Origin of the sequence: Comamonas sp. AG1104 (genome assembly GCF_003350425.1) — a bacterium.
Lineage (GTDB): Bacteria > Pseudomonadota > Gammaproteobacteria > Burkholderiales > Burkholderiaceae_C > Comamonas > Comamonas testosteroni.
This window is the reverse complement of sequence record NZ_QQAS01000001.1, coordinates 708,173-730,598: the sequence shown is the minus strand read 5'-3', so window position 1 is coordinate 730,598 and position 22,426 is coordinate 708,173. Positions and strand designations below refer to the sequence as shown.

General features: G+C 61.4%; 21 protein-coding genes. 10 read left to right on the top strand and 11 right to left on the bottom strand.

The features are described from left to right. Positions 1-116: 116 nt before the first annotated feature. Together DFO48_RS03175 and DFO48_RS03165 are read right to left on the bottom strand one after the other, a co-directional pair. On the bottom strand, positions 117-1,337 hold the full coding sequence (locus DFO48_RS03175; RefSeq protein ID WP_003079212.1) for a CynX/NimT family MFS transporter: 1,221 nt from the start codon (positions 1,335-1,337) through the stop codon (positions 117-119). 342 nt (positions 1,338-1,679) lie between these two features. After that, positions 1,680-2,534 (bottom strand): aldo/keto reductase, encoded by an 855-nt coding sequence (locus DFO48_RS03165; protein WP_199406941.1) that lies wholly within the window; start codon positions 2,532-2,534, stop codon positions 1,680-1,682. Positions 2,535-2,733: 199 nt separating this feature from the next. On the opposite strand from DFO48_RS03165, the gene DFO48_RS03160 reads away from it, so the two are divergent. From DFO48_RS03160 to DFO48_RS03150, 3 genes are all read left to right on the top strand, one after another. Beyond that, positions 2,734-3,585: a DUF2167 domain-containing protein gene (locus tag DFO48_RS03160; RefSeq protein WP_114862497.1), complete on the top strand. Its 852-nt coding sequence runs from the start codon at positions 2,734-2,736 to the stop codon at positions 3,583-3,585. Between the two features lie 88 nt (positions 3,586-3,673). Beyond that, positions 3,674-4,426: a hypothetical protein gene (locus tag DFO48_RS03155; protein ID WP_114862496.1), complete on the top strand. Its 753-nt coding sequence runs from the start codon at positions 3,674-3,676 to the stop codon at positions 4,424-4,426. A gap of 61 nt (positions 4,427-4,487) precedes the next feature. Continuing rightward, complete coding sequence (locus tag DFO48_RS03150; RefSeq protein ID WP_114862495.1) at positions 4,488-4,802, top strand: DUF2322 family protein; 315 nt, start codon at positions 4,488-4,490, stop codon at positions 4,800-4,802. Positions 4,803-4,808: 6 nt separating this feature from the next. On the opposite strand, the gene DFO48_RS03145 is transcribed toward DFO48_RS03150, so the two are convergent. Next, complete coding sequence (locus DFO48_RS03145; RefSeq protein WP_114862701.1) at positions 4,809-6,038, bottom strand: GGDEF domain-containing protein; 1,230 nt, start codon at positions 6,036-6,038, stop codon at positions 4,809-4,811. Between DFO48_RS03145 and DFO48_RS25375 the strand changes: the two genes are divergently transcribed. Beyond that, positions 5,935-6,180: a hypothetical protein gene (locus DFO48_RS25375; protein ID WP_199406951.1), complete on the top strand. Its 246-nt coding sequence runs from the start codon at positions 5,935-5,937 to the stop codon at positions 6,178-6,180. The two genes, DFO48_RS03145 and DFO48_RS25375, sit on opposite strands and share 104 nt — an antisense overlap. 33 nt (positions 6,181-6,213) lie before the next feature. Here the strand turns inward: DFO48_RS25375 and DFO48_RS03140 are convergent, their stop codons facing one another. The 4 genes from DFO48_RS03140 to DFO48_RS03125 form a co-directional block, all read right to left on the bottom strand. Then, positions 6,214-7,374 carry a YbdK family carboxylate-amine ligase gene (locus DFO48_RS03140; RefSeq protein ID WP_003079224.1) on the bottom strand — a complete coding sequence of 387 codons (1,161 nt, stop codon included), beginning with the start codon at positions 7,372-7,374 and terminating at the stop codon, positions 6,214-6,216. After that, complete coding sequence (locus tag DFO48_RS03135) at positions 7,364-8,647, bottom strand: cation:proton antiporter (RefSeq protein WP_114862494.1); 1,284 nt, start codon at positions 8,645-8,647, stop codon at positions 7,364-7,366. The genes DFO48_RS03140 and DFO48_RS03135 overlap by 11 nt, the downstream gene beginning before the upstream one ends. Positions 8,648-9,045: 398 nt before the next feature. Then, positions 9,046-10,221, bottom strand: coding sequence for a M20 aminoacylase family protein (locus DFO48_RS03130; protein WP_114862493.1), 1,176 nt, complete (start codon positions 10,219-10,221; stop codon positions 9,046-9,048). 15 nt (positions 10,222-10,236) lie between these two features. After that, a complete protein-coding gene (locus tag DFO48_RS03125; RefSeq protein WP_114862492.1) occupies positions 10,237-11,580 on the bottom strand; it encodes a DUF3100 domain-containing protein in 1,344 nt (447 codons plus the stop codon). A gap of 177 nt (positions 11,581-11,757) precedes the next feature. On the opposite strand from DFO48_RS03125, the gene DFO48_RS03120 reads away from it, so the two are divergent. The 3 genes from DFO48_RS03120 to DFO48_RS03110 all read left to right on the top strand — a co-directional run bounded on the left by DFO48_RS03120 (position 11,758) and on the right by DFO48_RS03110 (position 15,711). Further along, positions 11,758-12,696, top strand: coding sequence for a LysR family transcriptional regulator (locus DFO48_RS03120; protein ID WP_114862491.1), 939 nt, complete (start codon positions 11,758-11,760; stop codon positions 12,694-12,696). A 91-nt stretch (positions 12,697-12,787) separates the two neighbouring features. Beyond that, positions 12,788-13,855, top strand: a complete 1,068-nt coding sequence (locus tag DFO48_RS03115) for an AAA family ATPase (protein ID WP_114862490.1) — start codon at positions 12,788-12,790, stop codon at positions 13,853-13,855. Beyond that, positions 13,855-15,711 carry a hypothetical protein gene (locus DFO48_RS03110; RefSeq protein ID WP_114862489.1) on the top strand — a complete coding sequence of 619 codons (1,857 nt, stop codon included), beginning with the start codon at positions 13,855-13,857 and terminating at the stop codon, positions 15,709-15,711. The genes DFO48_RS03115 and DFO48_RS03110 overlap by 1 nt, the downstream gene beginning before the upstream one ends. 9 nt (positions 15,712-15,720) lie before the next feature. On the opposite strand, the gene DFO48_RS03105 is transcribed toward DFO48_RS03110, so the two are convergent. Then, the gene (locus tag DFO48_RS03105) at positions 15,721-16,122 is read right to left on the bottom strand and encodes a DUF4440 domain-containing protein (protein WP_114862488.1); all 402 of its coding nucleotides are present in this window, start codon (positions 16,120-16,122) and stop codon (positions 15,721-15,723) included. Beyond that, positions 16,119-17,477, bottom strand: coding sequence for an MFS transporter (locus tag DFO48_RS03100; protein WP_114862487.1), 1,359 nt, complete (start codon positions 17,475-17,477; stop codon positions 16,119-16,121). Before DFO48_RS03100 ends, DFO48_RS03105 begins: the two co-directional genes overlap by 4 nt. An 88-nt stretch (positions 17,478-17,565) precedes the next feature. On the opposite strand from DFO48_RS03100, the gene DFO48_RS03095 reads away from it, so the two are divergent. From DFO48_RS03095 to DFO48_RS03085, 3 genes are all read left to right on the top strand, one after another. Then, positions 17,566-18,477: a LysR family transcriptional regulator gene (locus DFO48_RS03095; RefSeq protein WP_114862486.1), complete on the top strand. Its 912-nt coding sequence runs from the start codon at positions 17,566-17,568 to the stop codon at positions 18,475-18,477. Positions 18,478-18,675: 198 nt separating this feature from the next. Further along, positions 18,676-19,032, top strand: coding sequence for a zinc ribbon domain-containing protein YjdM (locus tag DFO48_RS03090; RefSeq protein WP_046462443.1), 357 nt, complete (start codon positions 18,676-18,678; stop codon positions 19,030-19,032). 767 nt (positions 19,033-19,799) lie between these two features. Beyond that, positions 19,800-21,170 (top strand): MFS transporter, encoded by a 1,371-nt coding sequence (locus DFO48_RS03085; protein WP_114862485.1) that lies wholly within the window; start codon positions 19,800-19,802, stop codon positions 21,168-21,170. 144 nt (positions 21,171-21,314) lie between these two features. Here the strand turns inward: DFO48_RS03085 and DFO48_RS03080 are convergent, their stop codons facing one another. Together DFO48_RS03080 and DFO48_RS03075 are read right to left on the bottom strand one after the other, a co-directional pair. Continuing rightward, complete coding sequence (locus DFO48_RS03080) at positions 21,315-21,791, bottom strand: GFA family protein (protein ID WP_080569917.1); 477 nt, start codon at positions 21,789-21,791, stop codon at positions 21,315-21,317. 232 nt (positions 21,792-22,023) lie between these two features. Continuing rightward, complete coding sequence (locus tag DFO48_RS03075; RefSeq protein ID WP_233506287.1) at positions 22,024-22,338, bottom strand: hypothetical protein; 315 nt, start codon at positions 22,336-22,338, stop codon at positions 22,024-22,026. Between the last annotated feature and the right edge of the window lie 88 nt (positions 22,339-22,426).

The following is a 22,426-nucleotide window of genomic DNA, read 5'->3' as shown; positions in this document are numbered from 1 at the left end:
GCTTGAGCTGGCAATTGAGTCCTGTGCGCCAACTCAAAACGATGCATCAAATCGGGCTACCGCACCTATCCGGCAAGAACTGAAAGCTCACAAATACAGAGCATCATTCCCTGGTCTCAGGGCCTGAGGCGGCTCCAGCAACGGCCCACTCCCAGCGCCAGCAACCAGCCCAGCACGCACATGCTGCCCGTCACCATCCAGGTGAACTGCCAGCCGCCCATCTGCATGGCCACGGCCGCCACCAGCGGCGGACCTGCGAACTGCCCCACGCAAGACCATTGCTGCATGAAACCCACGGTGGTGGACACCGTGGCCTGGCTGGGCGCCAGATGCATGGCCGTTGTGAACAAGGTCGCCGGTATCAGGCCGCCCGTCGCCGAGAACAGCGCCACGGCCACAAAGCGCAGCCACAGAGGAGCCAGCGACTCGCCCCCGACCTGCGCATAGGCCAGCAGCGCCGTCAGGCCCATCAGCACATAGCCGGTCTGCAGGCAGCGCGCAGGACTCCAGCCGCGGTGCAACAACCGGCCTGCCGCCACATTGCCCAGCATATTGCTGGCAGCGACCACGGCCGTCAGCAGGCCTGCCAGCTTGGCACTGAGCCCTGCTTCCGAATAAAGCGTGGGCAGAAAGCCGACAATGCCCATCCACTGACCTGAATACACCATGAAGCCCAGTGAAACCAGCCAGGGGCCGGGGCTGCGCAATGTGAGCGCCAGACGCGGGCGCCATCCCTCATCGACAATGGCTGCGACGGCTGCAGTTGCAGCAGCATCCGCAGGCACCATGCGCCAGACGGCATAGGCCGCCAAGGCGGAGGTACAGCCCAGTGCAAGCCACCAGGTCTGCCAACTGGTCGCCTGCAGCACCCAAGGCCCAAGCAGCAAGCCCATGGCGCTGCCAATGGGCATATAAGAGCCCCACCAGCCCATGCGCGCCCCCAGCTCTGACGGCTTGACGCTGCGACGAATCAGCCCTGGAGCAGGCATGGCGACCAGCAAGAATCCCAGGCCTTCAAACGCGCGCAGCGCCAGCAGCCAGGCAAAGCCCGTGGCCGCAGCGCCCACCGCGCTGGACAGAGCCATCAGCACCAGCCCGGTCAGCAGGCTGCGACGCAGACCCCATTTGTCGGCGCCCAGGCCCACCACCAGGCCCAGCACCATGCCCGCCACCTGGACGGTGGAAAGCAAGAATCCCGCCTGCACCAGGGACACGCCCAGTTGCTGCTGCAGCAGGGGCACGGCGGGCGGCAGCTTGCCCACATGCAGCGAGGCACTGACGCCCGCAGCGACGATGATCCATGAGGGGTTCAGACCCCGGCTAGTCACAGGCTCCACCACGTTGTCTCTTTTTCTCAGCTAGGTGATATGTCAACTATCTAGCATATGACAAAACATGAGGCCGATCGACAAGCGGGCTCGCAAGTAATGTCAACGCAGGCAGCGCTTAGCCCGGATCGCGCCAGAACACGGCCGAGCATGGGGGAGCCGGAGGGATCTGCAAAGCTGTCGAAGGTCAGAGTGCTGGTGGCCGTAGCGACGCAGACGCCAGCGACCCGGGAGCAGGAATGGGAGCGACGGGCATTGGTCTGGGAGCCGGACCGGGTTCTGTTCTGAATGCCGGCACGTGTAGGGGCGCCGTCAGTAACGCCACTCGACTGACGCTGGCGCCCTCCTTGCTCAGAGAATGTCCAGCGGCTGCTTGAAGCGCGGCGGGGGCGATGCAGCATCTATCAGTGCCAGCTCCTCGGCACTGAGCCTGAGCTGCAGTGCGCAGACGTTGTCTCGGATATGGTCTGCCGAGCCGCTCTCGGGAATTGGCAGCACATGGCCGCTGCGCAACGCCCAGGCCAGAGCCACCACACTGGCACTGACACCATGGCGACCACCGATTTCGGCCAGCAAACTTTGCTCGATCAGCTCACCATGTCCAAGCGGGCAATACGCCATCACGGTCACGCCGTTGTTCTGGCACCAGGGCAGCAAGTCATATTCGATGCCGCGGCTGAAAACGTTGTAGAGCACCTGATTGACCACGCAGTTGCTTCCGCCCGGAACTTGCCACAGCTCCTGCATATCGTCGGTGTCGAAATTGGAGACTCCCCAATGGCGAATCTTGCCCTGCGCCTTCAGGTCCTCAAATGCGGCTACCGTCTCGGCCAGCGGCGTATTTCCGCGCCAGTGCAGCAAATAAAGGTCGATACAGTCCACTCCCAGCTTGTAGGCACTCGCCTCAAACGCGCGCATCACTCCCTTGCGGCTGGCATGCATGGGTAGCACCTTGCTGACCAGAAAGGGCCGGGGCTTGGCGGATGGCCACTCACGCAGCACATCGCCAATCAGTTCCTCGGATAGGCCATCGCCATACATCTCGGCGGTGTCGATCACGCTCAGGCCGAGCTGCGCCCCCGTGAGCAAGGCCGCTTTCTCCTCGTCCCGGCTGCGCCGCCCCTGGCCAAGATGCCAGCTGCCCATGCCCAGACCGGCATGTTCCTGCAAGAAAGCTATGGCACTGTGCATATGACCGATCTCCATGAAAAATCTTTAAAACATGCTTTTTGTCCGATATTACTGACGCTTTACGCTATCAATCCTGCTAATTTTGTCAGCTCAGTTTGAGCCGCGTTATGCTTCGCGTGCGAATCAACGACGATGATTCGAATGCGAATCTGAAACCAAGTTCGCTATTACCAATAGCAATCCTCAATAAATTCATAACACGGGAGTTCATTGAATGTTCAAGTCCATCGCGGCCGGCGTTCTCGGTCTGTCACTTTCTCTAGGCGTCTGGGCCAAGACGGAAGCCACTCAGGAGTTACCCCCTGAAATCAAAGCCCTGCACTGGCAGGAAAGCGGCAAGGGAGAAATCGCTGACAAGGCCAGCGTCAAGATTCCATCGGGCTATGCATTTCTCGGCGAGGCCGACACCTCCAAGCTGTTGCAGGCATTTGGCAACCCGCCCAGCAGTGATCACTTTCTGATAGCCCCCAAATCGCTGGACTGGTTTGCAGTGTTCTCCTATGACGAAACTGGTTACGTGAAGGATGACGAGAAGATCGATGCCGATGACTTGCTCAAATCCATGCAATCAGGCGACAAGGCCGGCAACGAGCAACGCAAGAAGCTGGGTCTTGAAGCGCTGTACACCGATGGCTGGCAGGTTCCCCCCCATTACGACACTGCCACCAAGCGACTGGAGTGGGGCCTGCGTCTGCGCGGAGAATCAGGCGAGAAAAATGTCAACTACACCTCGCGCATTCTGGGCCGCAGCGGCGTGATGACAGCCACCCTGGTATCCGACACCGCGACACTGGCCCAGAACACCGATGAGTTCAAAAAGGTACTTGCCGGCTTCGACTACAACAGCGGCCAGACCTATGCCGAGTTCAAGAACGGTGACAAGGTCGCCGCAATCGGCCTGGGTGCACTAGTACTCGGCGGCGCTGCCGCAGTGGCCACCAAGAAAGGCCTGTGGGGTGCGATTGCAGGCTTTCTGGCTGCAGGCTGGAAGATCATCGCCGCCGCAGCGGTCGCGCTGTTCGCTGGCATAGGCAAATTGCTTGGCCGCAAGAAAGCCGCTGAATAAAGCATTAGGTCGGCCGCAGATTCACCCCCTCTAACCCCACCCCGCGCATCGCTAAGATCGCGGGGTTTGTCTTGTCCCGAAAGCCGTCTTGTACTTCACGATCTCCACGCAGTTGCAGGTAGTTCTGGCCATCGTACTGTTCTATCTATATGACACGGCCTTGCTGCTCAAGCCAGAAGAGGGTTTGCTGCGCCCGCTAAGGTCGGGATGGCGGGCACAGCTGGCCAGCCGAGGCTTCGAGCTGCGCCAGAACCGCCTGCTATGGCTGCCTGTCTTTGCACTGCACCGGCCCGTCTACCGTCAGCACTGGAGCACCACCCGGATTCATCTGCCCGGTGACGCGGCATTTTCAAAGGCGGTGGAGGCACATGCCCGCAGCTTCAAAGCGTTTGCGCTGCCGCTGTATCTGCTGGCCGCGCTGCTGTTTCTCGGTCTTCCCGCCGCCTTGCTGGTGCTGCATTCCGAACTGCTGCAGTTGATCGCACTCGCGCTGATCTATCTGAGCACCGCCTGCCTGAGCTGGCTGGCCCTGCGCCACGGCAAGCAGGGCCACAGCAATCGTTCCTTCGCGCGCTCCACTGCGTTTCAGATTCTGCTGTGCCCCCCATTTGCCCTCAATGTGGTGCGCAAGCTCTCTCTGTCATATGAAATACAAGCCGACTTGCTGCAGACGGCCCAGGCCCTCATGAGCGTCTCTCAGTGGCAGGACCTGGCAGCACAGGTGCAACAGCTGATGCTGCGCGAAATGGAGGAAATTGCCGAGTTGCCCGAATATGCACCAACGCTTGCGCAGATGCAGCAGGCACTGCGGGTGCTGGAGCAAAACAAGGCCCGAAACTGAACAGGCCATCAGGCTGCCCCACAATAGCGGCTTCCATCACAGCGACCATCGCGAGCACACCATGGCCTTTGCCGACAACCTCAAGCAACTTCCCTCCATCGCCCATATCGCCGAGCTGCAGCTGATCGACTCCGACGGCAAGCTGGCCGCAAGCATTCCGAATGCGCCTGGCAAGGCCGGCTCGGTCACGGTCTACAACGCACTCTACGCAAAACATGGCAGCATCGATGTCGCCGCTGCCGAAGAAGGCCTGCAGCTGTTTGCCGAGCACACCGAAGACGCCAAGGCACGCCCCGGTGCCCATCCCAATATCGATCGCCTTCTGGACGTGATTGCCAGCGACAAGGGCTATGCCGTGACGGTGATTGCAGCCTGACAGCCCTCAGGCCCTTTCCCGGTTAGAAAGGCTTGATCTTCTTGCCTTGCTTTCTGGCGCCCGAGGCACAAAGTATTCGGGGTCCGCACGCTGAACGCGGTTGCGCCCCGCGCTCTTGCCCCGATAAAGAGCGACATCGGCCTGCTGCAGCGTGATGTCAAATGCCTGAGTAGAGATGAACGGATTGGAAATGCCAATCGTCGCCGTGCAAGTGACAGAGCCGTGCAGGCTGATGCCAGGTAGCGCGATTGCCGCAATCGCTGCACGTATTCTTTCGGCCAGTTGCAGAACTTCATCGCCCTTCAGGCCAGGGCAAAGGACCAGAAACTCCTCGCCGCCCAGACGACATTTCAGATCACTTCTGCGCGTGCTTTGCTGAATCGCTTCTGCCACGCGACACAGCACATTGTCGCCAAACTGGTGCCCATAGTTGTCGTTGATGCGCTTGAAATGGTCAATGTCCACGATCAAGAGGTGGACAGGTTCGACTTTCCTGGCAGCGAAATGCGCCTCCAGTCCATCCAGCAAACCACGACGATTGAGCAGTTTGGTCAGCGGGTCCTGCGCTGCCATGCTGCCGAGTTCGTCGGTCAGGCGGCGCAACGCCAACCAGACAGCACCTGGCGGAATCACCGTGCCCAGGAAGGACATATAAATATAGAACACCATCTGGAAACGGCTGTTCATGTCCAAAGCCTGCAAGCCGCCCTGTAGGATCAGCACGAACTTCATGACATTGAGAATGCAGATGCCGCAGATCAGAATGGCAAACACCATCATCTCCACGGCCATATTCCTGGCAAAGCTGCGCGCTCCCCAGAGCAAAGTGATCGTCATGCAGAGAAACAGCAAAGCGCATACTGCAGCCAACATGGCATGACGCGCCTCCGGACCCAGCGTAGACTGCACCAGCATCTGAGCCGCGCTGTAGGCCAGCGCCAGAACCAGCAACGGACGCCATACCGGCGTCGGCCGATTGAAAAACCGCATCGCGCCCAGCACATACACTACCGGCGCACACAGCGACAGCGTGTGATTGACGAGGCTCATCACACTCCAGCCAGGCTTGCCGCCCAGCAGCTGCAATATATACGCGCAGCCAAGCAGCAGATTGCCCAGAGCAAAGACTTCCATGCCCATTTTTCTGCGGGGCAGCCTGCGACTGATCAGCATGAACAGCACGCAAAAACACAACAGATGTACGCAGAGCATGCCAAGGATAACGGTCGCAACCATGAAATCGCTCATTTCCGATAAAGGTAGGCGCCGCTTGGCTCAGGCAATGAAAAAGCCGGACCTGCGGGTCAAAGCAGGACTGGCACAGGCTTTACTCAAGCCTTATCAACCCGCACTCTTAATTAAGTGTTGGCAACTCTAATGCCTTGCGCCGAGCCGATAATGTCAACGCCAATCAGGGCCTGCCGGCGAATCTGAGCGAAGCCTGGCGTACCACCTCCGGCAACTGCTGCACCCGGGCATAGCTCTCGCGCAGCCAGCTCGCATCGTTGCCGCCCTGCAGCACCTGGGCCAGCTCCCGCAAAGCGCTCTTGCCTGATGCCGGCGCATGGCTGGTGATGCGTTCCAGCGTTTGTTCAATATGCTCGCGCAGCGGCAGTTGCTCGCTGGTGGCGGGGTCCACATAAGTGCCGTCCAAGCCGAAGCGACAGGCCTGGAAGCGGTTATAGGTATAGACCAGATAGTCGTCCTCGCTGGGCACGAAGGGCTGCTCGCTGAGGAACCAGGCGCCCAGCGCCTGAACATAGGCCGCCAGTTGCGCCGCGCGGTGGATGGACAGCGGCGTATCGAAGACACGTACTTCCACAGTGCCGAACTCCGGCTTGGGACGGATATCCCAGTAAAAATCCTTCATGCTGTGAATCACGCCCGTGGCCGCCATCTTGGCGAAGTAGCGCTCGAAGTCTTCCCAGTGCAGAGCAAACGGCGCACGACCCGAGAGCGGAAATGCGAACACCGAGTTCAGGCGCGCAGAGTCAAACGCCGTATCCTGCCCCTGCACAAAGGGGCTTGATGCCGACAGCGCGATGAAATGAGGGATATAGCGTGAAAGCCGGTGAAGCATCATCAACGCATCGTCGGCACTGGGACAGCCCACATGCACATGCTGACCAAAGATGGTGAACTGCTTGGTCAGATAGCCGTACAGCGCCGTCAGCTCCTTGAAGCGCGGCTTGTCGTAGATGCGCTGCTGGTGCCATTGCTGGAACGGGTGCGTGCCGCCACCGGCCAGCGCAATATTGAGTCGGTCGGCCGCCTTGACCAAGGCATCGCGCGTAACAGCCAGCTGCTCATAGGCGTCCTGTGCATCCTGACAGATGCCGGTCGAGATCTCGATCATGCTGGAGGTCACCTCCGGCACGATGGAGCCCGGCACCTTGGCATTCTTGAGCAAAGCCAGCATATCGGGCGCATATGGCGTCATATCGTAGTGATGGGTGTTGAGCAGCTGCAACTCCAGCTCCACGCCCAGCGTCAAGGCCTGTGATGGCGCGAATTCGCCCAGACCGCCGACCTCCGCCGCAGCCGGCTGACTTTGTTCTATCTCATGCGTCATGGCGCTTCCCCCCTCTTTGCAAGGCCGCTCGGCCCACACCGCGATGGGCATCGCCGCTGCGCCAGAGTGCGGTAGCAGCCAGCAACACGCCCAATACCTCGCACACTACAATCACCGGCAGGGCAATGGCAGCCACCTGCTGGGCCACGCTGGCGTTGAAGGCGGTCCATTGCAGCGCGATACCGGACAGCATCAGCAGAGCCAGACCCGACAAAGCCAATTGCCCGCAAGCCACAGGCCACTGCCTGCGCCAGCCTATCCCGGTCCCCAGGCCCAGCAGCAAGATGGAGCCGAACTTCCCCAGAATCCTCGCCAGGACGACGCTGGCGACCACCGAAACCATGGCCCAAGACAGGTTCACCTGAGAGGCCATGCTGGCCACCAGCACGAACATCAGCAGATTGAGCATGGCATGGGCAGCCTGAAAGGCCTGGGGCCAGACCAGGGGCATGGGGCTGAAATTGCGCAACATCAGCCCAGCAACCACGAAGCCGAGTGCAGCCGAGCCTCCCCATTGTTCGGCCAGCAGACAGACCGCAGCCATGGCCGCCAGCAGATACAGAGCCGTGGTGTCGCTGCGCGATGACTGCCAGCGCAGCACCGGCCAGAAGGCAACCGTGACCAGCAAGGCCCAGAACAGAGTCAGAAGCAAGCTCAGCAGCAAGCGTCCAAGGCCCGCCGTCGAGAATTGCAAGCCACCGCCCGCCGCTTCGGCGACCGGCACAAACACTACCGTCAGCACCAGCGCCCCCAGCAGCGCCAGCAAGGTACTGATAGTGGCAAGAAGCAGGCTGCGATCGGTCACCGCACCGCTGGCACGCAGATCATCGGCAATACGCAGCAGCACGGCCGGCGAGGCCGCCATGGAAATCACACCAACAGCCAGCGCCACAGCCCAGCCCCACCCCAGCGCCAGCAAGGTCGCAGCGACCACGGCTAGCGTGACCAGGGACTCGCCAAGGCTTTGCAGCAGCAACCAGGGCTGGCGCAGCAGCCAGGGCAAGGAGACCTGGGAGGCCGCCAGCAGCAGGCTGGCGCCCACGGCCACCTCCAGCAGCAAGGCCGTGCTGCCCTGCAACGGCCAGGGAAGATCGCCAAATCCCACCCAGCCGGCCACGAGGCCGACCAGGGTGTAGCCCAGCATGCGCGGATAGCCGGAAAAACGGTGAACCATATGGCCAAGCAAGGCTGCGGCCGCTACCAGCACGCACCAGCTCAGCAGCGGCGGAAAACCGGCAGGCCAGATGCCCGCCTCCAATTTGCCAAACGGCATAAAGCGCCCTCCTGTATCAAGACCCGTACAGTGCGACAAAGTCACGGCACCAGGGTTGGTGCAGGCAGCGTTGCGAGAGATGCGGTTAGCGCCGCTTGAAAGCCCGGACATGCGCCGGAATGCAACACCTGCTATTGCGCGACCTGCTCTTCTCCAGAGGATCAAGGCGGTCGCCACGCACGCTCCGTGGCCTGCTTGGAACACAACAGGCACTATCGAGGAGCGCTACAAACATCATAGGGGCGCCGGATCGAATGGCGTTACAGGGTGTCAGCCTTCCGACATTTCTGTGTCCGAATGCATTGCATGTTAGAGTTTTGCAAATTGTCCGGGCATAAAAAATGCCGGGCTCAACCTTGCGTTGCCCCGGCATTGATTCATGTAAAAAAGCCCTTCTGTCAGGCCGGCAGCTTGCCGCCCTTCAGCAGCGCGCCCACCAGTTCCACCCAGTAACGCATGCCCAGCGGCAGATTGGCGTCATTGAAGTCGTACTTGGGGTTGTGCAGGGAAGCGCTGTCCTCGCCATTTCCCAGCCAGATATAGACACCCGGGCACTCCTGCGCCATGAAGGCAAAGTCTTCCGAGGCCATGCTGGGCACCATGTCCCGGCGGACCTTGCCTTCGCCCAGCACGCCGGTCAGCACTTCGGCGCAGACTTCGGCATGCTGGGGATTATTGATGGTTGCAGGGTAGCTGACGCGGTAGTCGAGATGGGCCTCCAGGCCGTGCAACGCGCAGGTCGCGGCAATCGCATCGCGAAAGCGTTGCTCGATGCGCGCGCGCTGAGGCATGTCGAAGCAGCGCACAGTGCCGCGCAGCTTGATGGCTTCGGGCATCACGTTATAGGTATCGCCGGCGTTGAAGCTGGTCACGCTCAGCACGGCCGGCTTGTGCACCTCCTGCTCACGCGCAATCAACGCGGGCAGCTGCGTCACCAGCTGGCAGGCCGCCAGCAGTGCGTCTTTGCCCAGATGCGGCATGGCGGCATGGCAGCCCTTGCCGGTCAGCGTCAGATCGAAGATGTCAAAGGCCGCCATCACGGCCGTGGAATGCACTGCCGCCGTACCTATGGGCAGGCCCGGCCAGTTGTGCATGCTGTATACCGCGTCCATGGGGAAGCGCTTGAACAGCCCTTCCTCGATCATGGCGCGCGCGCCACCTTCGTTTTCCTCGGCAGGCTGGAAGATGAAATGCACGATACCGGCAAAGTCGGGGGCCGAGGCCAAAGCCTGGGCCGCCCCCAGCAGCATGCTGGTATGGCCGTCATGGCCGCAGGCGTGCATACGGCCAGCGTGCGTGGACGCATGCTCGCACTGGTTGAGCTCCGTCACATTCAGCGCATCCATATCGGCGCGCAGGCCGATGGAGGGACCCGCGCCCAGATTACCCTTGAGCACGGCAACCACGCCCGTACCGGCCTGGCCGGTGTGCACTTCCAGACCGAAGCTCTTGAGCAGCTCGGCCACGCGCGCGCTGGTTCGGTGCTCCTGAAACGCAGTTTCCGGGTGACGATGAAAGTCATGGCGCCAGGCTTGCAGCTCCTGCTGACCGGGCCATTTGATGGTGTTCATCATGGTCTTGCTCCGTTTTTACAGCGTGTGGACAAAGGTCTGGGCGATCAGCGTCGCGGCCAGGAACACACCGGCATTGGCCAGCAGCGAAACCACAACGATGCGCCAGCCCAGACGGCGGAAGGCCGGGATGTCCTTGGCCAGTGACAGGCCCGCAAACGTCAGCATGGGCGTGATCATGGCCAGGAAGTTGACCTTGCCGGTCAAAGCTGCCACTTCGGCGGAATAAGGCGTGAGCGGGAAGGTCATGGCCATGGCGATGAACGAAATCCAGCACACGGCGGGCAGCATGCGGCGCGTGCCGACATAAATCAGGTCGCCGACAAACACGGCGGCAATGATGAGCAGCACGCCGGGCAGCGCATCCATCACGGGAACGCCATGGCCGATGCGGTTGCCGATCAGCACCATGGCGCCGACCAAAACCCAGGAAGCGAAGCGCATGCCCAGACCCAGCGCCGGAACCTGCGCCTGTTCCTCATCCTTGGCGGCAGAAAGGTCTACGGCCTGCTCCACGACGGCCTGCTTGCGCTTGCGGCCCAGAATCGGCTCCAGCCATTGATAGGCACGCAAGGCCAGGGGCAGCGAGATGAACAGCGTCAGATAAGTGCCCACCGTCGTCGCAATCAGATTGGCGGCAGCAGCAAAGGTGGCAATCTGGTCGCTCATCTCGGGATGCTGGGCGGCAATCGCGCCCACGGCGGCTGCCGTCATGCTGCCCGAGCCCACACCGGCGCCCATGCCCAGGGCCAGCGGGTGGAAGATATTGAGGCTGGAGACAAAGCCTGCCAGCAGCGAGATGAAGATGGCACCGATCAGCGTACCGGTAATGTACTCGGCCAGCACGCCGCGACCTTCGGGCGAATCCATGCCGAAGCGCTCGCCGATGATGGCCAGACCCGGTTCACGACCGATGGAGAACGTCGCGCCAATCGCTTCGCGCTTGATGCCCAGCAGCAGCGCCACCGGCATGCCCAGGGCCACGCAACCGACCAGATTGCCCAACTCCTGCAGCACCAGCCCCCAGCCGACCTCCGCCAGCTTCGGCAGCGAGCCACCGACCAGCAGACCCAGCTTGGCAATGAACAGAAACAGCGCGCAAGACAACACGGCAGCGGCCAGATTCTGGCTGTACAGGCTCAGTTGCAGCGGGCCGGGCATGCGCTTGCGCAGCAGACCCAGCACCAGGCCAATGAGCAGCGCCCAGATCATGGGCAGCAGCACCACCTTGCCCACGCCCAGCGCAATGGGCAGCGGCCCCAGCCACTCGGACAATGCCGCAATCACCAGCGCCAGCGCAAATACCTGCACCACGCTGCCCACATTCAACGCGGCCTTGGCCGGCTGCACCTCTGTACGCATCAACTTTCCTTGCGCACGACGGCCGCTGCCGACGCGCTGAAATAGCTTTGAACCCTGAAAATGGGCACGGCCAGCCCAAGCTGGCGCTCACCCATGCGGGCGCTGAATATAACAATGCATTTATTGCATACGCATTCTTTTTCTGTTCTAAAAAAGTGAACATACGTATGAATACAGATGCAATTTGGCGACGACAATCACAGCATGCCCGCCTTTCAAGACTCCCGCGCCCGCTATCTGTTTGAAGCCGTCTACTGCGGCTCTGTCCGTGCCGCAGCCGAAAAACTGGGCATCGTGCCCTCGGCCGTCAGCCGCCAGATCAGCCTGCTCGAAGAGGAACTGGGCGTTGCCCTGCTGGAGCGCCACCGCAGCGGCGTGGTGCCCACCGAAGCCGGCCAGCTGCTGCTGGACTATCACCGCGAACACACGGCCCACCGCCACGACATGCTGGCCAAGGTCGATGCGCTGCGCGGGCTGCACAGCGGCAGTGTCAGCGTGGTCAGCGGCGAGGGCTTTGCGCAGGAGCTGATCGACGGACCCATTCGCAATTTTCGCCAGCAATATCCGGGCGTCAGCATCTCGCTGGAAATCTACGGCACGACCGAGATCATGCGCCGCATTCGCGAGGATGCTGCAGAGATCGGCCTGGTCTACTACCCGCCAGCCGACAGCCATATCACCGCGCGCGGTGCGGCGCGCCAGCCCATGCATGCCATCGTGCATGCACAGCACCCGCTGGCCAGCGCTGAGCAAACCTCGCTGCAGGAGCTCAGCCAATGGCCTGTTGCCATGCTTCAAGGCGTGTATGGCATTCGCCAGCTCGTGGAGTATGCAGAACACAAGGACAAGATCCACCTCAGCCCTGCTCTGACCAGCAATCTCATCAGCGTGCTGCTGGCCTTTGTCACCAGCGGCCAGGGCGTGACCTTGCTGCCGCCCTGCTCCGTCACGGCCGAGCTGGCAAGCGGGCGCCTGCGCGCCATTCCCATTCACAACCCTGCATTTCAGGACGCGGAGATGCAGCTCATCACCCGCACCGGCCGCCATCTATCCCCGGCCGCCAATCGCTTTCTGCTCTACTGCATGCAAGGCATGCAGGCGTTTCAGGAGCCATGAGCGACTTGCCGTCCATAAGGCCAAGACTCTGAGTCATGGCCGCCTGCGCACACTCAGAACACCGCTGCACTTGCCTTAGACTGCAGGCAGCATGCAAACCAGTCTGGCTCTCACTCCTTCGCAACTGAGCGAATTCCTTCTCAACGTCGCCACCGTGCGCCCCGTGTTCATCTGGGGTCCACCCGGTATTGGCAAATCGGCACTGGTACAGAACTTTGCGCAAAGCGTGGGGCTTGATTGCGTGTCCCTGCTAGGCAGCCAGCTCGCACCAGAGGATCTGCTGGGCGTGCCGCAGATCATTGACGGCGTGACTCGCTTTTGCCCGCCCGCAATGATTGCGCGCGAGCAACCTTATTGCCTGTTCCTGGACGAGCTCAATGCCTGCAGCCAGGATGTGCAAAAAGCTTTCTACAGCCTGATCCTGGAGCGCCGCGTGGGCGAGTATGTGATGCCCGAGGGCTCCATCGTGATCGCGGCTGGCAACCGGGCTCAGGATTCCGCGATTGTGCGCACCATGTCCTCGGCCCTGGTCAACCGCATGATTCATGTGCAGCTCAAGGTCAGCGCCAGCGAGTGGCTGCAATGGGCGCAGCAGGCCCAGCTGCATACGCTGGTACTCGAATACCTGGCTCAGCGTCCCGACCATCTGTGGAGCCAGCCGCCCAAGCATGAAGAGGCGTTTTCCACGCCGCGCTCCTGGCATATGCTGAGCGACGCCTTGCAGTCCTATGGCGATGCGCTGAACCTGCATACGCTCGAAGCCCTTGGCAGCGGCTGCCTCACGCCCCAGCATGCTGCGCAGTTCAAAGCCTTCTACAAGCTGGCCGAAGACCGCCACCGTCTGGACGCCATTTTCAAGGGCGACGCCAACTGGCCTCATGCGCCGCAGGACAGAGATGTGCTGTATTTCCTGGCCCAGGCCTTCCGCGCGCGTCTGCTCAAGATCCTGCCCGCCGACAAGCAGCAAAGCGGCGGCGAGTTGCAGCAAACCGTGCACCGCTCCAAGGCCATGCTCAAGGAGCTGGCCCAGATCAGCCTGGAAATGGCCCAGATCGTCACCGCCGAAAGCGACGGCCAGACCCTGCCCGCCTGGTATATGGTGGAAATCGTGCGTGACCTGCCACGCCTGGTGGAAGCGCGCGAAGCGGCCAGAGCCTGATGGCCAAAGCCCCAACGCGCGAAACGCCGGCCACCCTGGCCTATACGCAGGGCCTGGCCATGCTGCAGGCACACCCCATCTTTAGCGAACTCAGCCGCAGCCTGGGCTTTGTGCGCGGCGCCCAGTCAGGCTGCCCGACCCATGGCTGGGCGCAGGCCAGCCTCAACCACCAGCGCTTTACCGGCCAGATCGACATCCACCCCAAGCGCATGGCCAGTCCCGAGGAATGGGCGTATTGCCTGGGGCGGGCCTCGCTCAGCTACGCGCTGGAGCTGTTTCAGCGCGACCGCAGTCATTGGGCCCAATGGAGCGCGGCCTGCGATGTGGTCACGGCCCGCTTCATCCAGACCATCAAGCTCGGCCGTCCGCCCGAAGGCATGGAACTGCCCGACGGACTGCCCCAGCGCGACGAGGCCCAGTGGTATGTGCAGTTCTGCGAACAAGGCATACCCGCCTGGGCACAGTCGCTGAGCCTGGCCGGTCCTTGCCATGGCGGCACTCACCCCAGCCTGGCCCTGCCGGAGCAATGGCCAGAGCCAGCCTCATCCACCAGCAAGCCGCAGCCGTATTGGCGCAGATACGGCAACTGGCCCGAAATGTTTGCCGCGGGCCTGGCCCGCTCCGTGACCCAGTCCGTGGAAATAGCGGCAGGCGTGCGCCGCGAGTTTGGCCAGAGCCGCCCTGCCAGCAGCGCGCTGGACCGCGCACGCCACTGGTTCATGGACAGCTTTCCGCTGCTGGGCAGCATGGTCGCGGCGTTTGACATGATTGAGGACGCCAGCATCTGCGAGCGCGAGGACATCTCCGTCGCTGCCGTCGACGAAGTGCTGCGCACCATCTACATCAACCCCGGACCGCGCCTGTCCGAGCTTGAGCTGCGTTTCGTCATCGCCCACGAAGTTCTGCACGTCGCCCTGCGCCATCTGCCGCGCCGGCGCGGGCGCGAGCCGTTTCTGTGGAATGTGGCCTGCGACTTTGTCATCAACGACTGGCTGATCCAGATGGACGTGGGTCAACCGCCGGGCATTGGCCTGCTCTACGACCCGGAGCTGCGCGGGCTGGCAGCTGAAGAGGTCTACGACCGCATCGCGAGCGATCTGCGCCGCATGCGCAAGCTGCGCACCCTGGCCGGTGGCCAAGGCGACATGCTGGAGCGCAATGTGCGAGGTCAGCGCAACGCGGGCGACTACACCGATATCGACGAGTTCTGCCGCACCCAACTGGGCAAAGGCCTGCTGCGCCACGAGCAAAGCGCACGCGGGCTGCTGCCCGCGGGATTGATCGAGGAAATCCGCGCTCTGCTGCAGCCGCCGATTGACTGGCAGGTGGAACTGGCACGCTGGTTCGATCACCACTTTCCGCCCATAGAGACGCGGCACAGCTATGCCCGCATCAGCCGCCGTCAGAGCGCCACGCCTGATATACCCAGGCCCCGCATTCAGGCCGACAGCCGCTGGCTGGAAGGTCGCACCTTCGGCGTGGTGCTGGACACCTCGGGCTCCATGGAGCGCCATGTGCTGGCCAAAGCACTGGGTGCCATCGCCAGCTATGCCGAGGCCAAGGATGTGCCCGCTGCGCGCCTGATCTGCTGCGACGCTGCCGCCTACGACCTGGGTTATCTTCCAGTCACCGACATTGCTCAGCGCATTGCCCTCAAAGGTCGTGGCGGCACCGTGCTGCAACCGGGCGTGGATCTGCTGCTTGAGGCCGACGACTTTCCCAACGACGGCCCCATCCTCATCATCACCGATGGCCAGTGTGACCCACTGCGCGTGCCACGCGAGCATGCCTATCTGCTGCCTGCGGGACGCAGGCTGCCGTTTCGCACAGCTGCGCCCATCTTTGCGATGGGCTGAGATTCAAGATCAAGCAATAGCTGTCTCGTGCAGCGCATGCCACAGCACGCCGCCAGCTGCGACTTCCAGAATGGCCGTGGAATAGCGCGCATGGCTATGGCCGGCCAGCATATGTGCTTCGCGGTAGCGCAGCGCGATATGTGAGCCCGCCTGCCAGATGGTTGTCAGCTCATCCACCGCCATCTGCAAACCGGGCCTGCCGCCAGCAGCGCTCTCAAACATCTGCTGTACCTGGGCACGCGTCACGATCCGGCCGCCTGTGGTGACCATGCTGAAGCCTTCGGCAAACACCTGCATCAGCGCCTTGGTAGCGGCCTGGGCGGCATCGCCATTTTGAGTAAAAACGGTCTGGATCAGCGCATGCACATCGTTAATGCTTTGTGCGGCGGCTTTGAGGTTCTGGTCGTTCATTCCTGGCTCTTGCTCAATGTGTGTAAACAGGTCAGCGGCAGCAGCCCAACCAGGGCGGCAACGGCAAAGCTTGCGTGATAGGCCGACAGCGCACCGGTATGCGGCTGCAGCAGGTTGAAGATCATCAAAAACAGGGCCGCGCCCACGCTGAATGCCATCTGGCGGTTGATGTTCCAGACCACGCTGGCCTGGGGCAGTTCCGAGCCGTGAAAATCCATCAGCGCCGTGGTTTGTGCGGCATTGGCAGCCAGACCGCCGCCCAGGCCCATCAGGGCATAGGCGAGCACCAGGGTTAGCAGATCGCCCGCGCTGTTCACCGCCATCAGGCAGGCAATACCCTGGCTGTGCAGCAGCAGACTGACCACAAACAGCGGCCTCGCCCCCACGCGGTTGTAGATTCGGCCGCACATCAGCATGGCCAGCAGCGCGCCGCCGGCATAGACCAGCATGAACATGCCCGAGCGCTGGGCGCTCAGTGCCAGCAGGTCCTGCAGAAAAAACAGGCTCAGTAGATTGACGCCGGTAAACACGCCGGGCACGGCGTAGTACACGGCCATGGACACCCGCAGGCGTTGGCTGCGCAGCAGGCGCAGCTCGACCACTGGGTCTGCCGCGTTGCGCCAGTGGCGCAGATAGAGCGCGCTGGCGGCCAGACCCAGCGCAAGACACAGCAGCGCCCCAACCCGACCACGGCCTGCACCGTACAGCGACATGCCCATGAGCACAGCAGTCAGTGCCGTGCTGATCAGCAGCAGTCCGGTCATATCCGGCTTGGCTGCAACCGACGGCTCGAATGACTCTGCCGAATCGCGCACCCAGCACCAAGCCAGCAGCGCGGCTGCCAGAGCCAACGGAATATTGGCAAAAAACACCCAGCGCCAGGAACTGCTGTCCACAATCAGCCCACCCAGTCCCGGTGACAAAGCCGGTGCAATCAGGGCCACGGCCATGACCAGGGTGGAGATGCGTGCACGCTCCGCCCCCTGAAACAAGGCAAAGGCCATGGCCTGCCCGACGGGAATCAACAGCCCGCCGGCCATCCCCTGCACGAAGCGCCAAACCACCACGGCCGTAAAGCTGCCCGCCATGCCGCAAGCGGCCACAGCCAGTGCAAACACCAGCATGGAAGCTGCCAGCAAACGCCGCGCGCCCCAGCGGCCGGCCAGCCAAGTGCTGATGGGAATCACCAAGGTCAGGCCCAGGATGTAGGCATTGCCCACCCAGGCGGTGTCCAGGCTGGCTGTCTCGAACTCGGCAGCCAGGCGTGGCAAGGCGACTGTAGGCATGAAGATATTGATGCAGTCGATAAAAAATCCGGTCAAAAACACCAGGGCAATGCGGTAACGGTAGCTCATGTCTGTCCTTTGAGCTGCGCATGATAGGCAGCGCAGTTGCCCGCGTCGATACCGCTATGCTTGATACTTTGTTTGACCAAACTGAACAATGGCCGCCACCACAAGCACTGCCATCCACACCCAGCTTCACCGCGTGCAGACTTTTCTGGCCGTGGTGGAACTGAGCAGCTACACCAAGGCCGCCGACTACCTGAACATCAGCAAAGCCATGGCCAGCCTGCATGTAAAGGCGCTGGAAGAAGCCCTGTCCATTACCTTGCTGGTGCGCAGCACGCGGTCGGTGGCGTTGACGGAAAGCGGCCAGCAGTTCTATGACGAGTTCAAGCAGATCTTCGGCCATATCGAAACTGCCTTTGACAATGCCCAGCACGGCAGCCGCCGCCTGCGCGGACAGTTACGCATCAGCACCACGGCCGAGTTCGGCGAGCGCTATGTGCTGCCGCTGATCCCGCAGTTTGTGCAGCGCTACCCAGGCATTGCCATCAGCCACGATGCCAATTCCTCGCTCAGTGATCTGGTGGCCGAAAAGCTCGACCTGGTTGTGCGCCTGGGCAGCCTGGCCGATTCCAGCCTCAAAAGCCGCAAGCTGGCAGATTATGAAATCTGGCTGGTCGCATCGCCCCGGTTGACTGGTCTGCAAGCCGTGCAGCAGCCGCAAGACCTGGCCGATCTGCCCTGGATTGCCAACAGCAATCTGGACAGCCCCACGCACTGGGTGCTGGAAAGCGCCCAGGGCCAGCAAACCGAGGTGCAGGGCCGCGCCGCCCACCAGTCCAATTCATCGAGCGCGATTCGTGCGCTGGCGCTGGCGGGCCTGGGTGTAGCCGTGCTGCCCGACTGGCTGGTGCAGGGCGATGTGCGCAGCGGCCAGCTGCAGCGCGTGCTGCCCGAGTACGCCCTGCCCAACCAGCCGATTCATCTGGTCTTCCACGGCAGCCGCCACCTGCCGCGCAAGACACGGGTGTTCATCGACTTTCTGGCCGAGCATCTGGTGCGTTGATTTCCCACAAAAAAAACTCAAGACAAAACAAGCTCTGGCGCTTACCCAGAAAGCGCCAGCAGCTATCAAAAACATAAAATTCATGCCATGCGGCTGCGCCCTAGCCTCGGGCATGGCCGTCTTGCAATCCGCACCAATCCGGGACACTACTGTTTAGCAGCTAGGCTTGGTTCTTACTCTTTGAACGGAAGCGAATCCTTGAGCACAGCCACCCTCCCCTCTTGCCCCCAATGCGGTCTGGACAACACCTATCCCGATGGCGATCTGCTGATCTGCCCCGATTGCGCCCATGAATGGTCGGCCCATGCAGAAACCATTGCCGATGAAGACAACGGCCCCCGCATCATCAAGGATGCCAACGGCACGCCACTGGCCGACGGCGACAGCGTGCTGCTGGTCAAGGACCTGAAGGTCAAGGGTTCCTCTACCGTCATCAAAAAAGGCACCAAGATCAAAGGCATTCGCCTGGTCTATGACAACGGCGACCATGACGTGGACTGCAAGACGGATCAGGGTCCATTCATTCTCAAATCCGAGTTTCTGAAAAAGGCCTGACGCAGCCCTCCCCATCGCTGCCCACCGCGATGCACCCAACGCCCGGAGCCATGCCGGGCGTTCCTTCAAGCACCATGTGGCGGCTCAACAGTTCTGGCAGCCCGCTGGTACAAACAGAAGCCCAACCGGTCCCTGCCCTGATATTCAAAGCGCTGGCCGTTATCAAAAAACAGACTCAGCCACATCAGCCATCCGCAAATGAAACGGCTGCCTGTCTCCGCGCAAGTACAAGCTCAGGGCAACATGGCTCTCGATGGCACACGCCATCGCCGCGCAAAACTGCCGCTTCTTCCACCGCCTCGCTGCGGCAAGGCCGACCCTAAGGCTTACCCTCGGATGTCATGATCTGGCAATTAAATTGCGGCATGCGTTAAGTCCATTCAGGGCACCGGCCCTACATTGCCCCTCGAACTCCTTGATTTCTGCCCCTGCAGAGGTCAGGACAGGCTGATGCATACCTCGTGCGCAGCCAGGTCCAGGCCATGAAGGGCAATAGCAGGAAATGAACCGGGAACTCGAAGGCAAGCAACCCAATCACTGGTCACAGTCACCGCACTGGCCTGGAGAGGTCCTGGCACAAAGACTTGGCAGCCTATGCCTCACAGACTTGACGCTCTGGGCCTGCGCAGTTCCCCCCTGCATCAAGACAACAACTAAAAGCCCTGCCTAGCCCTAGCACTGCGGCTTGCAGCGTCTACGTCGTGATGCTTGCAACTCGTGCAGCAGGGATCCGCCCATCGCCCCATACCAACTTCCAAGAGACAAGCATGACCCCAAGCGCGACGACCATTTCGGGTGCAACGCCCAGGCAGGACACCAGCCATGACATCGATGCAGACAACGCGCTGTATGCCAAGGTCAGCTGGCGGCTGCTGCCCCTGCTGCTGATCTGCTATATGGTCGCCTACCTGGACCGCATCAACATCGGCTACGCCCAGATCCAGATGAAGCAGACGCTGGATTTCGGCGACGCCGCCTACGGCTTTGGCGCGGGTCTGTTCTTCATCGGCTACTTTCTGTTCGAAGTGCCCAGCAATCTGCTGCTGGAGAAGATAGGCACGCGCAAGACGCTGATGCGCATCATGCTGGTCTGGGGCGTCATCGCCACGGCCATGGCCTGGGTCTCCACTCCCATGCAGTTCTATGTGGCGCGTTTTCTGCTGGGCGCCTTCGAAGCCGGCTTCTTTCCCGGCGTCATTCTCTACTTCACCTACTGGTACCCCTCGGCCCGCCGTGGCCGTGTGATCTCCATCTTTCTCTCAGCCGTCATGGCCATGGCCATCGTGGCCGGACCGCTGTGCGGCGCCATCCTCAAATATATGGATGGCATCGACGGCCTGCATGGCTGGCAATGGCTGTTTCTCATCCAGGGCCCTCCCGCCTGCATGCTGGGCCTGATCCTCTACTTCTATCTCCAGGACAGGCCAGCCGACGCAAAATGGCTGACAGACGCCGAAAAAGCGCGCCTGCAACACAACATCGCCAACGACGGCGGCCAAGTTGCTCATCATGGCGGCCACGGGCACAAGGCGGCCCACAGCAGCGCCACTCTGGGCCAGCTGCTGCGCGACCCCAAGGTCTATGCCCTGTCACTGGTGTATTTCATGATGCACGGTGCCACCTATCTGTTTGTCTTCTGGATGCCTACCGTGATTCAGGGCCTGGGCGTGCAGGACGTGCTGCATGTCGGCATCTACTCGGCCATTCCCTTTGTCGCAGGCTTCTTCGGCATGATTGCCTTCGGTGCCAGCTCCGACCGGTTCCGCGACCGCCGCTGGCATCTGTTCATCGCCACCGGCATGGCCATTGCTGGCCTGATCGTCACCCTGCAGATGCACGGCCATCTCGAAGGCTCGCTGATTGCACTGGCCTTCACGCTGATCGGCCTTGCGGCCCTTCCCCCGCTGTTCTTTGCCCTGGTCAGCGACTATCTGTCACCTGCCGTGGCCGCCGGCGGCATAGCGCTCATCAGCAGCCTGGGCAACTTGGGCTCGGCCGCCAGCCCCACGCTGGCCGGCCTGCTGACCCAGTACACAGGCAACAAGCACTACAGCATCTATCTGGTGCTGGTCATGCTGGTCCTCTCGGCACTGGTGCTGATGGTGGCAGTGCGCAGCGCCAAGACCAGGCGCGCCTGACCCATGCCGGGCGCGCTTGCCGGGCTGCGCCCCGCCTGTACCTCCCGCCAGTCTATCTGGCTGGCTGTTTCGATGCGGAACGCAGAAAATTTCATTAAAAACGACCGCTAACGCTTTCCTGCAAATCGTTAGTAGCTATCAAAATCATTCTTCCAGCTGCACTTCGGCCAAGGGATTCGCCTTGTAACTCAGCCAGCCTGCCGCCACAGACTTGCCTCCAGAAGCGCCTGCGCGGCGGTCATTGGGATGCGAGCGTCCCTCGCTCACCACCACTTCGGCAAAGTCAAACGGGCTCATGCCTTCAATACAAGCCACATTCACTCCGTACTGATGCGGCGACGAGCGCCGCTGGTGAAAGGTATAGATGCCGCAGTGCTTGCAGAAGAAGTGCCTGGCCTGCCCGGTGTTGAACTGGTAGAGCGTCAGCGCGTCCTGCCCTTGCAGCACCTCGATTCCGCTCAAATCAGCCGACACCGCCACGGCCCCGCGCATGCGGCAAAACGAGCAATTGCAGCGCCGCGCGGTGTTCAGTCCGTCGCTTAGCAGAACGGTAAAACGCACTGCACCGCAGTGGCAGGCAGCTTGGAGCGGACGGGAAAAATCAAGGCTGGTACTGAGCATGGTTGTCTCCATCAAGTGGCAGTTTTGTGGCGAGCACTGAAATCAATGGCATCCAATATCGGCCAAATCAGACTCAAGCGCTTATTTATCAGGCGCAAGCAGCTATGAAGTTTTTAAATTTCCCGATCAGGAATTTTTCGACTTGTTGCAGCTGATCTAAATACATATTTCCCGTTCGGGAAATTTAATTGATATCGCCGCTTTCCGTTTTAGAGTGAAATCACCCGCGCGTTCAGACCAAACGCCGCAGCGTCAAGGTGCAGCGCTGCTCAATCAATTGCACGATCTGCTCCACCACGGCATTGCCAGCAAAGCCATGCTGTGGCGCGGCCTGCTGCTTGCCCGCGGCAGCGGGTAGATCGTTCGCCAACTGCTGCAAACGCTTGCGCGTCGCAGCCTTGGCCAGGCCTGATTCTTCGGCAAACGGCTCCCAGTGCCAGGCCTCCAGCTCGCGGAACTTGTATTTGCTGCCCATCTTCATGGCGATCTTGGGCGTCAGCTGGGGATAAATCGCTGTCGCCAACAGATCGTAGAACGGTGCCAGCACAGAACTCCTACCCCGTACAGCAGCGAAAGACTCTTGCCATGCACATCATGGTTGCCAATCAGCGCATTGAAGCTCAGCAGGCATAGAT

What these genes read in the sequence shown, in the direction of transcription:
- DFO48_RS03135 (WP_114862494.1), bottom strand. Translation starts at nt 8,647, where the DNA reads ATGCCGTTTGGCAAATTGGAGGCGGGCATCTGGCCTGCCGGTTTTCCG.
- DFO48_RS03080 (WP_080569917.1), bottom strand. Translation starts at nt 21,791, where the DNA reads ATGCTCAGTACCAGCCTTGATTTTTCCCGTCCGCTCCAAGCTGCCTGC.
- DFO48_RS03095 (WP_114862486.1), top strand. Translation starts at nt 17,566, where the DNA reads ATGGCCGCCACCACAAGCACTGCCATCCACACCCAGCTTCACCGCGTG.
- DFO48_RS03115 (WP_114862490.1), top strand. Translation starts at nt 12,788, where the DNA reads ATGCAAACCAGTCTGGCTCTCACTCCTTCGCAACTGAGCGAATTCCTT.
- DFO48_RS03125 (WP_114862492.1), bottom strand. Translation starts at nt 11,580, where the DNA reads ATGCGTACAGAGGTGCAGCCGGCCAAGGCCGCGTTGAATGTGGGCAGC.
- DFO48_RS03150 (WP_114862495.1), top strand. Translation starts at nt 4,488, where the DNA reads ATGGCCTTTGCCGACAACCTCAAGCAACTTCCCTCCATCGCCCATATC.
- DFO48_RS03110 (WP_114862489.1), top strand. Translation starts at nt 13,855, where the DNA reads ATGGCCAAAGCCCCAACGCGCGAAACGCCGGCCACCCTGGCCTATACG.
- DFO48_RS03085 (WP_114862485.1), top strand. Translation starts at nt 19,800, where the DNA reads ATGACCCCAAGCGCGACGACCATTTCGGGTGCAACGCCCAGGCAGGAC.
- DFO48_RS03145 (WP_114862701.1), bottom strand. Translation starts at nt 6,038, where the DNA reads ATGGTTGCGACCGTTATCCTTGGCATGCTCTGCGTACATCTGTTGTGT.
- DFO48_RS03160 (WP_114862497.1), top strand. Translation starts at nt 2,734, where the DNA reads ATGTTCAAGTCCATCGCGGCCGGCGTTCTCGGTCTGTCACTTTCTCTA.
- DFO48_RS03105 (WP_114862488.1), bottom strand. Translation starts at nt 16,122, where the DNA reads ATGAACGACCAGAACCTCAAAGCCGCCGCACAAAGCATTAACGATGTG.
- DFO48_RS03130 (WP_114862493.1), bottom strand. Translation starts at nt 10,221, where the DNA reads ATGATGAACACCATCAAATGGCCCGGTCAGCAGGAGCTGCAAGCCTGG.
- DFO48_RS03140 (WP_003079224.1), bottom strand. Translation starts at nt 7,374, where the DNA reads ATGACGCATGAGATAGAACAAAGTCAGCCGGCTGCGGCGGAGGTCGGC.
- DFO48_RS03100 (WP_114862487.1), bottom strand. Translation starts at nt 17,477, where the DNA reads ATGAGCTACCGTTACCGCATTGCCCTGGTGTTTTTGACCGGATTTTTT.
- DFO48_RS25375 (WP_199406951.1), top strand. Translation starts at nt 5,935, where the DNA reads ATGCCCATTTTTCTGCGGGGCAGCCTGCGACTGATCAGCATGAACAGC.
- DFO48_RS03165 (WP_199406941.1), bottom strand. Translation starts at nt 2,534, where the DNA reads ATGGAGATCGGTCATATGCACAGTGCCATAGCTTTCTTGCAGGAACAT.
- DFO48_RS03120 (WP_114862491.1), top strand. Translation starts at nt 11,758, where the DNA reads ATGCAATTTGGCGACGACAATCACAGCATGCCCGCCTTTCAAGACTCC.